Here is a 12,426-nt window from a genome sequence, read left to right on the forward strand (position 1 = left end):
GTCTTGTTTGTGAGACATTGGTATTGTGCAAGTAACTGTGTTCCAATATCGGCAAACTATTTTAATGATAAGTAAAGAAAAGGAAGTTATTGATGTCACTTGTTATTCCTATGGTGATATTCATGCAGCAGAGAATGGCCGAAGCGGGTAATGCCGACGACGCAAAGGCCATGCAAGCATATATGAAAACCGAACAGCCTTTTTATGGTGTGAAAGCGCCTGAGCGAAAGGCAATATTTAAACAAGCCCGTGAGCATACCAAGATCACCTCTTTCATCGAGTACAAGCGATTGGTGCTCTGGTTATGGTCAGGGGAGAACCGCGAAGAGCAGTACCTTGCGATGGATGTTGCCGAATACTACAAAGCTTTTCGCACCTTGGAGGCATTTCCCATTTACGAAGAGATGCTTACCGAAGCCACTCATTGGGATACCGTTGATAAATTAGCTTCTAACTTAATTGGACCGTTGGTAAAAGAGCACCGCGAACTTGAAAGTGTTGTCTGTAATTGGCGTGAATCGGACAATATGTGGCTACGCAGGGCATCATTGCTGGTTCATCTCAAACATAAAGCGGATACCAATCTCCCTTTGCTTGAGGAAACCATTTTGATGTTGGCTAATGAGAAAGAGTTTTTCATTCGCAAGGCGATTGGCTGGGTGCTCAGAGAATATGCAAAAACAGACGCGGATTATGTAAAGTCCTTTGTGTTAGCCCATCAAGAACAATTATCTCCTTTAAGCCAACAAGAAGCATTGAAGAATATATAATCGGCCGATTAACTATCAAAATGATAGTTATAAATTCTTTTTACTGAAATGGATGCAGTTGTTAGTATAACGCTGAACCGTAATCAATAGAATTACATTGTATAGAGACCCCTAGGTCCCAATAACATAAAAAGGCATTTATTGTGATTGAACGTCAAGAAACTGGTCAGCGTATGAGTCGTATTGTTAAGCATAATGGTACGGTTTACCTTTGTGGCCAAGTCTGTGCAGATGCAACACAAGGTATTACTGAGCAAACTCAAACCATGCTGGATAAAGTAGAGAAACTACTTGAGCAAGCGGGAAGTGATAAAGAGCACATGCTTTCAGCGACCATCTATATCAAAGATATGAAAGACTTCGCTGAAATGAACGCAGTGTGGGACAACTGGGTACCAGCTGGTCACGCCCCAGCTCGTGCTTGCGTAGAAGCGAGCATGGCACGCGAAGCGCTGCTGGTGGAAATTTCTGTAGTTGCAGCAGTTAAAGAATAATAACGATACTTTTTACTTAAGTAACGCGCTAAAAGGGTCGTTGATATAGAGCAGGGTTATTAAGGAGAAGATGATGAACAAGTGGAATCTGGTGATGCCAGGGAATAATCAAGGTTTATTCAAGCCGTCGCTTTTCACTCTTATCTTGTCTTTATTGCTGATGTTGCTATACTCTCAGGCTTTGGCGGCCAAAGAGATTTCGGTGAAGTCACAGCCCAAAGTGAGCCTTGAAGGGACATTTAATACTCAGCGAGTCTGCTTCTATGAAGGGCGATCCTACTCATTGGGTGCCGTGATAGCCATTGAAGGTGTGCTGCTGGAATGCCAGCCTGAAAAACACTTTGAAACCAATGGTGCCCTTAAGTGGGTAAGGCTAGAAAAGAAGTCTTAGCCTGTAGATAGGTTATTATTACATCGCTCTAAAAGAAAATGCAGCCATATCCCTTACGGGACTGGCTGCATTGTCGTAACAGGGGGAACTGTTACTTGAATTAGTTTTCAGCGACTGAGCCGAATTAGCGAACTAGTCGGCCTGAGTCAGGACCAAGTTTGCCTGTACCACCTTCATGGTGAGCCGTTTTCGCTCCCATTTCCTGCATCAAAAACTCTTTCAATGCGGCAGATTCGCGCTCGTTGGTTGGTTTCCAGTTAGAGATCACTCGTGCTTTATTGCTGTTCATCGAATATTTCCTTTTCTATCCATGATATGGGTTCAATATCATGTGCTTAGTGATTCATAAAGTTGCTGTCATTTTCATACAAAACGAAATCAATTTCCACTATTAATTCGCTATGCAAATGCACTTAATTTGATACTCATTGATAACAGAGAATCGCTTACAGGCATATCTGACCAGTTTTATGGGAATATATGCAAGTAATCGGAGTAACTATGTCCCTATTGAGTGCTTTATTAAATATAGCTGCAAATGGGTATAAAAAAAGCCGATACCCAAAGGGAATCGGCTTTTCTGGGATATGAGAAAAGTGTTGTAAAATTACGCAACTTTTCAGTCTAAAAAGACCTATTAACGCATCAGCGATCGTGTTTTAAGTTCGAAGATCAACTTTTCTGCGCTGCATTCGAATTGGAAGCGTGCTGTAAGCTCTGTGCTGTCGTCTTGCATTGGGCTAACTTCATGCTTGAAGTTGGCATTAACTTCTTTTGCAAGGGCTAGGTAGTTGGCTAGCTCTGCTTCTAAGGCTGCTTTATCACCACCGAAGATCTTTACGTCAGCAACATCATCATTTTCTTTGATGATGAAACCCATTTCAGCTGATACACCGCAAGCTTCGCAGGTTTGGTATTCTTGGCTTTCGTTTGTCATGGCGTTTACTCTATCTCCATTTATATTATGAGGACATTTTAAAACGTTGTGACTCAGATCGCTATGGGGTAATGTTATTTTTCATAATACAAATGTGTATTGTGAAGCGAAAAGGTACTGTGAAGTTGGTACGAGGTGTACCAACTTCTATTGATTACTAGCGATTATCTGGCTCTAACTAGGTAAGGCTCGGATATAGCTGATGAATTTGCATTAAGGTTTGCTGGAACGGGTACTGCTCCATTTTGCCAAACCCTGAAAGCTGACGAGCTTTAATCGCAGTATGAAGCGGGCTTGTCATACCGCATAAGAAGCGGGTGACTGCAGCAGCAGATGGCGAAGATGGACAAGCCGCCATGAATGGGTCGCACCAGGCCTTCAGCATGTTCTCAGAGACTTCGGCGAGTTGGGTGTCAGAAGGTAACTTTGCCACATTGCCACGGCAAACTGAGCAATGACCACACTGCTGCGGGGCTTGATGATCGGCAAAGTAACTGGCCAGCTCGTGGCTGAGGCACTGCTCGCTTTCGAAGAAGGAAAGCATGTTGTCCAATCTTGAAATTTCACTCTGCTCTTTAGCCTTGAATAGTTGATAAAGTCGTGCAGCTTCTTGTTGTATATCGAAGTGAGGGTTCATCACCCGGTAAACATCGGTCATTTGCTTGCTTTCTAGGGTGACCCAGCCTTTTTCACTGAAATAGTCGATTGCGGCCACAACACGTTTACGCTCTGCCTGCGTAGTCTGCCACAACGCTTCAAAATCAACAGTGTGCCAGGTACGCGCTTTCGGCGAGCAAGCGAAAATGTTACTGACAAACTGTTGTCGCTCTCCCTGGAATTGGTTGATGATAAATTGCTGCTCGACAAGTAACTTAAAGCGATAATCAGCAAAGTAGGTATATTGTGGTTCAATGATGTTAGCCATTTCCAAATACACCAACAAGGTCTTCAAAGGCAGCGTGCGGATATTACTTTCCTTGGACAACCGCAATTGCACCACCTCCCATTGGGGGGCATTTTGTTGGATCAGCCTAAGTACCGTTTCAATCGCCGATTGATCCGGCGTGTCGCCATAAACGAAATTCTCCAGCACATTCAGACCCGATTTGCTGCCCAGCAAAATACAATCTGAGTGCTGACCATCTCGTCCAGCGCGACCGATTTCCTGACTGTAGTTTTCAATCGACTTGGGTAGATCAAAATGGATCACTCTTCGGATATCGGACTTATCAATCCCCATACCGAAGGCGATAGTGGCAATGATGCATTGGTGTTTACCGGCCATAAAATCAGTTTGGATTTGCTGGCGGCGCTCGCTATCCATACCGGCATGGTAGGCCTGAGCCATGAGCCCTTGCTGTTGCAGGAAAGTCGCTAAATCTTCAGCTGTTTTTTGTAAGGTTACATAGACAATGGTTGGTAGAGAAGGATCAATGTTGAGTGAATCGAATAACGCGCTTTGCTTTTCTGTCTCAGGCGTAGGCACAATCGTTAAATCAAGGTTCGAACGATAGAAACCAGTGATCACGATGTTATCTTCACTGATACCAAACTTTTGCCCCATATCATTGATAACCGCTGGGGTAGCAGTCGCAGTCAACAACAGGACCTGAGGGATATTGAGCAACTGTCTGTATTGCGGCAGCTTGAGGTAATCAGGGCGGAAATTGTGCCCCCACTCGGAAATACAGTGGGCTTCGTCGACCACCAATAATGAGATTGGCAATTGGGAGATAAACTGTCGAAAACGCTCGTTATTTAATCTCTCCACTGAAATCATCAGGATTTTTATTGAGCCTGAGCGTACTCCCTGCATTACCTGCTGAGTCTCTTCCCATGTTTGGCTTGAATCAATTGAAGCAGCCTGTATCCCCTTGCTGTGCAGGAAATTTATTTGGTCTTTCATCAGGGCCAATAAAGGCGAGATGACAAGTGTCAGGTGAGGCAATTGCAAAGCAGGTAGCTGGTAACACAGTGATTTACCAGAACCGGTAGGAAAGATAGCTGCAGCAGAGTGGCCTTCAATGACCTTGTTGATCACATCATCCTGGCCCGGACGCAGGCTATCAAAGCCAAAAAATTGTTTAAGGTTATTGAGATACATAGGTAATACATAGAATAAGGGCAATCCATTGATCATACCTAAGTATGAATGGATTGCCCATGTGGTTAGCCTGATTGTTATCAAGCTCTAACTGCAAGCGTTGATACGACGAACTGTTGCATCAAACTGCGAGGTAGCTCTAATGGCGTTTAAAACGCTCTGCGAGTAGGTAGAAATCATCAACGCGACGTTTGAGCTCTGCACTGCTTTGTTCTACTTGGTTGACACCCTCAAGGTTTTGCTGCGAAGTATCAGCCAGGGCATGGATATGCTCACTGGTTTGCTGGGCATGGGCTTCCTGGCTTTGCGCTGATGATGATACTTGATCGACCAGCTCATTTATTGCCTGCATATTTTGTTCGACAGCCCCTAAAGCTTCAGCTCCTTGAGCGGCTTGCTCGACACATGCCAAGGTATCGTCGTGATTATTTTTGATTAGCACTTGCCAGTTTTCAATGGTAGACAGCATGTTGCCGATACTGGTCTGGATTTGTTCGGTAGCCGTTTGCGTTCGTGATGACAGGGCACGGACCTCATCGGCAACGACAGCAAACCCGCGGCCATGTTCACCTGCCCGAGCAGCTTCTATGGCTGCGTTTAGTGCCAGCAAGTTGGTTTGGTCGGCAATACCACTGATTTCGGACATCACGGTACTGACTGTCTCCGCCTCGGTACTGAGTTTGTCGGTAGCATCTGTGGCTTGGCGGGCTTGGTCCGACAAAGCGTTTAAGCTTGACTGGGTTGCATCTAGTTGTGTGCGAGTCACTGAGCACTGGCCCCGGGTTAGATCTAGCAACTGATGGCCTTCGCCAGCATGAAGCGAAATGGTGCGTGCCGAGTCAGAAATATTATCGATAGCCGTTGCCATGTGCTGGATGCTCTTGTTCTGCTCACCGATAGCACTGTTGACCTTATGGGTAGTGGCATTCAAATCATCAGCAAGATCATGTAGTGGAGCGGCAGAGTCTGTCATTCTTCCGAGTACTGTTCGCATACCTGCAGAGGCCATTTTCAAGTGGTAATCAACCACCGAGTAGGCATCATTGCCGGAAAAAATTGCCCGGCTCAAGCTGTCATACTGTGATTTCAGCTTTTCTATTTTAGATGGAGTACTGAACAGCTCCTGACGAAACAGAGTGCCTAAAATTAATGCAGGCGTAAGTCCTATTAAGGCATTTACGCTAAGGCCGTTAGAAATCAAAGCTGCTGCTGTAGGTAGGGCACAGGCGGCAGTAAGCAATCCATATTTTAACGATTTAGGTAAGGCGAATGAGGGTGCCTTGCTACCACGCTCAGCTTTGATTAACTGTTTATAGGCAGATTCAGCCGTTCTGACTAGCTGCGCTTCTGGCTTAACCCGGACTGATTGATAACCAACTATCTTGCCGTCATCGTAAATTGGGGTGACGTAAGCATCCACCCAGTAGTAGCCGCCGGCTTTGGTCCGGTTTTTAACAATACCACGCCAAGGCTTACCTGCCTGTATTTGTTGCCATAGATCGGCAAAGGCCACCTTCGGCATATCTTGATGGCGGATAATATTATGGTTTTGTCCCAGCAGTTCCTGTTCAGAATACCCAGCAACCCGGCAGAAAGCAGCATTGCTATAGGTGATGACCCCTTTAAGATCTGTGGTTGAGACTAGTTGCTCACCTTCTGCGAAGGTCACTTCCTGATTGTGGTTTGGCTGATGGGTAGCGTTGACTTTTGGTGTTGAGCGCGTCACTAGATAACCCTTTGTATGTATATTGTTGTTTTTGGGGCAATGAGAGCATACCAATGTAGTAAATGGAAATAGTTTGTCTTTTTTTAATGTGAAATGTTAACTCGGGCGTATTGTGCTGTTAATTTGTAATCAAATTAATGGTTTGCCAATTTTTTGACGCAAGTGGCAGGATTACAAAGGCGTTGATGTTTACTCCAGTGCAAGCAATATAAGTCATGCTTTGTCGCCATTTAGGTAGCATTAACATTATTCTTGTAGATCTATGATATTAGAATCTTTTTGTGGAAGATATTTGAGCTATGCGTTGTATTGAAATGGTTGCATACGTTATTCTGACTACCAACTGAACGCTGTTTATTAAGGAGAGCAACATGCCGTACGATACCTTGGTCACTGTGGGCATATTTATCATTGTGGCAATTGTGTTTATTGCTTCTGGTGTCAAAACCGTTCCTCAGGGAAGTGAGTGGACTGTCGAGCGCTTTGGACGTTACACCAAAACGCTGCGTCCCGGCCTTAATTTGATTGTGCCGTTTATTGATCAGATAGGTAATAAGATCAATATGATGGAACGTGTGCTTGATATTCCGGCACAAGAGGTGATTTCGCGCGATAACGCCAATGTCACCATTGATGCAGTGTGTTTTGTCCAGGTCATTGATGCAGCAAAAGCTGCGTATGAAGTGACAGATCTGGAGCACGCTATCCGTAATCTAACGCTTACCAATATCCGTACTGTGCTTGGTTCGATGGAACTTGATGAGATGCTATCTCAACGCGATACCATTAATGGTAGATTGCTGACAATTGTCGACCAAGCAACCAACCCATGGGGGGTGAAAGTCACCCGTATTGAAATCAAAGATGTCCAGCCGCCAGCGGATTTGACTTCTGCCATGAACGCCCAGATGAAAGCTGAGCGTAATAAACGTGCCGAAGTGCTGGAAGCTGAAGGTGTCAGACAAGCCGAAATCTTACGTGCTGAAGGGCATAAACAATCAGAGATCCTCCGTGCAGAAGGTGACAAGCAAGCCGCTATCCTTCAGGCTGAAGCGAGGGAGCGTGCGGCGGAAGCAGAAGCAAGGGCGACAGCAATGGTATCCGATGCTATTGCCAAAGGGGATCTGCAAGCGGTTAATTATTTCATTGCCCAAGGCTATACCGATGCATTGAAAACCATCGGCCAAGCTGAAAATGGTAAAATTATAATGTTGCCGCTGGAAGCAACTGGCTTGATGGGTTCAGTTGCCGGGATCACAGAGATCCTAAGCCAGACTGGCCGCAGTAAAGAGGGTGATACAGGTAAGAACGCATGATTACGCTACTAGAGCAAATGAATGTCTGGCACTGGCTAGCGCTGGGCTTGGTATTATTGCTAATTGAATTACTAGGCACTGCAGGTTATCTGCTTTGGCTAGGGGTATCGGCTTTATTGGTAGGGGCAATTTTGTTCTTTCTACCTCTTGGCTGGGAAATGCAGTGGATGACTTTTGCGGTGTTCTGTTTGTTCACCACTTGGTTGTGGTGGCGTTATCAGCACAAGCAAGACAGAGCTGGTGATGAACAACGCAGCTTGAACCAACGTTCAGAACAGTTAGTCGGGCAGACCTGTGTGCTTGAGAGTGACTTCCCGCTGGGTCAAGGTCGCTTGCAGCTTGGCGATACAACGTGGTCTGCCAAATCAGAAGCAAATATTCCAGCTGGAACCTTGGTAGAGGTTGTGCGGGTTGAAGGAATTGTTGTCGTTATTCAAGAAAAAGCCAACCAGTAGAGAAGAAGATATGAGCAATATTGAGTGGTGGCGTGTAATGGTAAGTTTGTTCGATTAACTTCCATTATATTGGCTATGTGCTTGAGGAAAGAACCTTTTAGCATAACTTAATACTGCTTGAGCAGGTGATCTCCCCATCAGTTTTGCTTAGTCAGTGTTGGGTGTCTTCATACTACTTAAATGTGTTTGTAATTTGCTGGTATTGCCTCTGCTTATGCGGGGGCATTTTTTTGTTTCCACTTGTAAACAGATTGTTTCCAAAATGGCTGTGTAGCTTGTTTGTTGCAAACGATAAAATGCAATGCAACCGATTACGTCGGTAAAATAGCCAAGTCAATTGGTATAAAAATAACGAGTCAGTCAGATAGAAGAAGATAAATCATGAAATTGGAAGCAGTTGATTATAACGCGCCCGATGCCGCCGAGCGCTTTGTCGAGTCACTCCGCAACACCGGTTTTGGTGTGCTAAAAAACCACCCAATCCAGCAGCAGCTAGTTCAGTCGATTTATGACAACTGGCATGGCTTTTTCAATACCGAAGAGAAAGATAACTTCCGTTTTAATGTCGACACGCAAGACGGTTTCTTTCCTTCAGAAGTGTCAGAAGTGGCTAAGGGCCACACCAAGAAAGACATTAAGGAATATTTCCACTACTACCCATGGGGTCAGTGCCCAGACACGCACAAAGCAGAACTTCAGCGCTACTACGAAGAAGCCAATGAACTGGCTAGCCAACTACTTGGTTGGGTAGAAGAGCATTCTCCAGCCAACGTGTCTGATCTATATTCTCAGCCGTTGTCTTCGATGATTGACGGTAGCGACAAGACTCTACTCCGTGTGCTTCATTACCCGCCGCTGAAAGGTGACGAAGAACTTGGTGCTATCCGCGCGGGCGCTCACGAAGATATCAACCTGCTAACGGTACTGCCTGCTGCCAATGAGCCAGGGCTTCAGGTGCTGACCAAAGAAGGTGAGTGGCTGGATGTACCGTGTGATTTTGGCAATTTGATCATCAACATTGGTGATATGCTGCAAGAAGCGTCAGGTGGTTACTTCCCATCGACAACCCACCGAGTGATCAACCCAGAAGGTGCGGACAAGACGAAAGCGCGTATTTCGCTACCGCTGTTCCTGCACCCAAAACCAGAAGTAGTACTGTCGGAGCGTCACACGGCGAACAGCTACCTGATGGAGCGTTTGCGCGAATTGGGCGTGATTTAATAAACGCCAGCGTACAAGTATTAAAATACAGCCCGGCTTCTGCCGGGCTGTTTTGTTATTGGCGCATTAAAGTAATAAGTAAGCGTGGTTATACCTGCCCAGAGGTATCAGCTGTTTTTTCAAAATAGAATTTGTACTCACGCACACCATCAATCTGTACACCTTTATCTCTTAGTTCGAGGTACTGTTGAAGTTTTATCGTTCTGAAATCCAACGCTTTCAATGCCAGGACTATCCGCAGCTCATCCATTGAGCGTGATTTTGCACTCGAACTGCAGGTGCTACAGATAACATGCGTTTTAGGCTTGAAGCCGGTCTTGTCCAGCCAGACAAGTGCTTTGGTCGCAAAGCACTCACCACAGAAATAACAGCGATTGCCTTGCTCAGTAGCCGCTTGCTCTCTTAACGCTTTAGGGCTCAGTGGTTTGTTTGTAGGGGGAGTCTGGCTTTTCTTTGCGCCGCTGAAAGCCGAGAACTGAACTACGTTAGACATTTGGGTAACTCTCACAAATCAAGGTATTTTCGTTAAGGTGCTGCTTATGGTTAATCCTAACTATGTATATCTCGGTAATCTACTTTTTCGAATTACGCTGTTTGCCATCAAAAGACTTCCTGAACTAGGCTTGGTCAAAGTGCAGAGTGTTTTTTGACCTGCATCAACCAAGAGCGGTTTAGCCGCTTATCTAGGCTGAAGCCGTTCACAAGCGCTCCTACACTTAATATAACCACAAAATCTGTTGAACAAATCTAAGCAAAAGACAGGTGGTGATTTATGAAAACTTTATCATTACTACTTGGTACAGTATTGGCTGTCACATTGACTGGGTGTTCACCACCCGAACGCGGGAATACCTCTGCGTTTACATTACCTCCGGGCAACGCTGCGCATGGGGAAGAGTTGTTCCAGCACTACCAGTGCTTGAGCTGTCATACCATGGAAGGCTATGAGCGGCCTGAAGTGCTGGATGAGTCTGGAGTGAGTGTTGAGCTGGGTGGTAAAGTTCCTAGGCTTAAAAAATACCAAGAGCTAGTTATTTCGGTAATTAATCCTAGTCACCGTATTGCTCAAGGTTTTGATCCTGGCGAAGTGGTGCGTTCAGGAGAATCCATTATGCCAAGTTATAACGACGTGATGACGGTAACTGACTTGGTTGACCTCATTACTTTCCTTGAAAGTAAATACGAACTAGAGCCATATGAATATACCCAATATGAAGGGTTCTATCATTAGCACTTGACCTCTTTTCGCCTTGTGCGGTTTGAGAGTGAGAGAAAGGCCCATTATGGGCCTTTTTTGTTAAACCTGCCTAAAACCACCACATTTAAACGCCGCCATCCCATATCCACGCAGTGCATCGATATAACAGTTGATGCGTGTTTGCCCGCTAGGAAAGCTTTTCTGTGACAGCCCATCATGAACCGCTATGTGGTCAAAGCTGATAGTTTTTGATGAATAGCGATCACTATTCGGTTTAAGCTGCCGGCTTTTATGTTGAACCGTCTCAAACAAGATCTGGGAGCGGTGAACATGGATAGAGGCGCTGGCTAAGGTCGCGCTTCTGATCCCGTTAGCTTGCAGTAGCTCCAAGCTATTTTGGGCGTTTTCTATGGTATTGGTCGCTTTGTCTTCTTTGATGATTCGCCTACTATTGATCCCTTTTGCTACAAGCCAGCGTTGCATTTGCTCCGCCTCGGTAACCCCAGCCGTTTCTAACCCGCCAGTGACAACTATCATGCTACCTGGATTTTGGGTGGCTAGCTCGAGTGTTTTCTCCAGTCGTAGTTGAAGGGGGGAGGCGATAGAACCATCACTATTGAGCTTGTAGCCCAGAGTTACGATGGCATGTGGCGAAACCAAGTTATTCAAAGATGTCGGGCGACGGTAGCAAATAGGCTTGTCGAGGGCGTTTTCAATAATCTTAATCACATCTTGAATGTCTCGGGCGCATTGATTTTTGATGTGAGAAAGCTGTTCAAGATAACCGAGTTGTCTAGTTACTAATTTCAGATTGTCTTGGTAGTGATGCCATATTGCTAAGTAAGCATGGAGTGCGATTTGCCGCCAATGGTTGGCTGAGAGTAGGGCTTGCTCGTATCCAGTAATCGCCTCATCGATTTTCCCCTGGAAGCTATGCATGTTCGCCATAGTTATTAGGATATTAACTGTTTCGTCAGCAGCCGCTGTGCCCAAAGCGTTTTTTAGGTAATGCAGGACTGCATCAAGATTGGAAACGGATTGGTCGTTCAAATTGAAGTCGTGGCGATGGGGGCTGTTATAAGCCTCTAGTGCCTGTTTGATATAGTCCATGCGTAAACTATTCCTGTCTCTTAATATTTGGCTGCAAGGGGCATCGTAGCTTTCATTCGCAATTTAGCAAAGTGATATTCTTATGAAAATACTATAGAAACAGCATGTTGAGCTTCCTTCTGATGGTGTTGTAAATCCATTTTTTGGATCAAAACGTCAGCTGAATTTTCAGAGCTGAATTAGCCGAGCAGAACCGACGGGTTAGGCTAGCTTTAAAAGCAGGTGTGCAACATCGATAAGGAGAGAAGGATGGCGAGCGTTTTTGAGCAGCATGGTGCTTTTAGTTGGTCTGAGTTAATGACCGATGATCCCGAAAAAGCGATTGAATTCTACCGGCAAGTGATTGGGTGGGAAGTTGAGGCGATGCCAATGGAAGGCGGAACTTATCATGTAATCAAAGCGGGAGGGGAGCCTGTAGGCGGTATTATGGGCAAACCTGAAGGTTACGAGAATATCCCCAACCACTGGGGTAGTTATATTACGGTGGAAGATGTTGACGATACAGTCGCTGCGGCCAAAGCAGCGGGTGGCTGTATTGTCTATGAGCCCAAAGATATCCCGGGCGTAGGGCGTATCTGTGCCATTAGCGATCAAGATGGCGCCATTGTGTCGGTCATCGCTTACGAAAACAAAGAATGTGAAGACTAAAATCGTAAATCAGCTTGATGCAAATTGAGTAGATATAAAGAAAGCTGCAGAGTTTC

At 45.4% G+C, this 12,426-nt stretch carries 14 protein-coding genes; 8 read left to right on the forward strand and 6 right to left on the reverse strand.

The annotated features are described in order from the left end of the window. The first annotated feature begins 92 nt into the window (after positions 1 to 92). The 3 genes from ACXAD4_RS25980 (at position 93) to ACXAD4_RS25990 (ending at position 1,655) form a co-directional block, all read left to right on the forward strand. Positions 93 to 770, forward strand: coding sequence for a DNA alkylation repair protein (locus ACXAD4_RS25980; RefSeq protein WP_475244903.1), 678 nt, complete (start codon positions 93 to 95; stop codon positions 768 to 770). Between the two features lie 143 nt (positions 771 to 913). After that, positions 914 to 1,264: a RidA family protein gene (locus ACXAD4_RS25985; RefSeq protein ID WP_107296143.1), complete on the forward strand. Its 351-nt coding sequence runs from the start codon at positions 914 to 916 to the stop codon at positions 1,262 to 1,264. A 73-nt stretch (positions 1,265 to 1,337) separates the two neighbouring features. Continuing rightward, entirely contained in the window at positions 1,338 to 1,655 is a 318-nt protein-coding gene (locus tag ACXAD4_RS25990; RefSeq protein WP_475244904.1) for a DUF1496 domain-containing protein, read from the forward strand. Between the two features lie 124 nt (positions 1,656 to 1,779). Here the strand turns inward: ACXAD4_RS25990 and ACXAD4_RS25995 are convergent, their stop codons facing one another. The 4 genes from ACXAD4_RS25995 to ACXAD4_RS26010 form a co-directional block, all read right to left on the reverse strand. Next, the gene (locus tag ACXAD4_RS25995) at positions 1,780 to 1,944 is read right to left on the reverse strand and encodes a hypothetical protein (RefSeq protein WP_170114867.1); all 165 of its coding nucleotides are present in this window, start codon (positions 1,942 to 1,944) and stop codon (positions 1,780 to 1,782) included. Positions 1,945 to 2,292: 348 nt separating this feature from the next. Continuing rightward, positions 2,293 to 2,592, reverse strand: a complete 300-nt coding sequence (locus ACXAD4_RS26000) for a YfcZ/YiiS family protein (protein ID WP_039456122.1) — start codon at positions 2,590 to 2,592, stop codon at positions 2,293 to 2,295. Positions 2,593 to 2,770: 178 nt separating this feature from the next. After that, the gene (locus tag ACXAD4_RS26005) at positions 2,771 to 4,696 is read right to left on the reverse strand and encodes a RecQ family ATP-dependent DNA helicase (RefSeq protein WP_475244905.1); all 1,926 of its coding nucleotides are present in this window, start codon (positions 4,694 to 4,696) and stop codon (positions 2,771 to 2,773) included. A gap of 139 nt (positions 4,697 to 4,835) precedes the next feature. Further along, entirely contained in the window at positions 4,836 to 6,422 is a 1,587-nt protein-coding gene (locus ACXAD4_RS26010) for a methyl-accepting chemotaxis protein (protein WP_475244906.1), read from the reverse strand. Between the two features lie 371 nt (positions 6,423 to 6,793). On the opposite strand from ACXAD4_RS26010, the gene ACXAD4_RS26015 reads away from it, so the two are divergent. The 3 genes from ACXAD4_RS26015 (at position 6,794) to ACXAD4_RS26025 (ending at position 9,414) form a co-directional block, all read left to right on the forward strand. Then, complete coding sequence (locus ACXAD4_RS26015; RefSeq protein ID WP_317520527.1) at positions 6,794 to 7,738, forward strand: SPFH domain-containing protein; 945 nt, start codon at positions 6,794 to 6,796, stop codon at positions 7,736 to 7,738. After that, positions 7,735 to 8,193 (forward strand): NfeD family protein, encoded by a 459-nt coding sequence (locus ACXAD4_RS26020; protein ID WP_475244907.1) that lies wholly within the window; start codon positions 7,735 to 7,737, stop codon positions 8,191 to 8,193. Before ACXAD4_RS26015 ends, ACXAD4_RS26020 begins: the two co-directional genes overlap by 4 nt. Before the next feature lie 381 nt (positions 8,194 to 8,574). Beyond that, on the forward strand, positions 8,575 to 9,414 hold the full coding sequence (locus ACXAD4_RS26025; RefSeq protein WP_475244908.1) for a 2OG-Fe(II) oxygenase family protein: 840 nt from the start codon (positions 8,575 to 8,577) through the stop codon (positions 9,412 to 9,414). A gap of 88 nt (positions 9,415 to 9,502) precedes the next feature. On the opposite strand, the gene ACXAD4_RS26030 is transcribed toward ACXAD4_RS26025, so the two are convergent. Further along, positions 9,503 to 9,907: a hypothetical protein gene (locus ACXAD4_RS26030; protein ID WP_475244909.1), complete on the reverse strand. Its 405-nt coding sequence runs from the start codon at positions 9,905 to 9,907 to the stop codon at positions 9,503 to 9,505. 279 nt (positions 9,908 to 10,186) lie between these two features. On the opposite strand from ACXAD4_RS26030, the gene ACXAD4_RS26035 reads away from it, so the two are divergent. Next, positions 10,187 to 10,645, forward strand: coding sequence for a cytochrome C (locus ACXAD4_RS26035; RefSeq protein ID WP_475244910.1), 459 nt, complete (start codon positions 10,187 to 10,189; stop codon positions 10,643 to 10,645). Positions 10,646 to 10,711: 66 nt separating this feature from the next. Here the strand turns inward: ACXAD4_RS26035 and ACXAD4_RS26040 are convergent, their stop codons facing one another. Next, on the reverse strand, positions 10,712 to 11,722 hold the full coding sequence (locus ACXAD4_RS26040; RefSeq protein ID WP_475244911.1) for a YdcF family protein: 1,011 nt from the start codon (positions 11,720 to 11,722) through the stop codon (positions 10,712 to 10,714). Between the two features lie 249 nt (positions 11,723 to 11,971). Between ACXAD4_RS26040 and ACXAD4_RS26045 the strand changes: the two genes are divergently transcribed. After that, positions 11,972 to 12,370 (forward strand): VOC family protein, encoded by a 399-nt coding sequence (locus tag ACXAD4_RS26045; protein ID WP_475244912.1) that lies wholly within the window; start codon positions 11,972 to 11,974, stop codon positions 12,368 to 12,370. Positions 12,371 to 12,426 lie beyond the last annotated feature (56 nt).

It is taken from the genome of Photobacterium sp. AWH4_225, assembly GCF_056158405.1.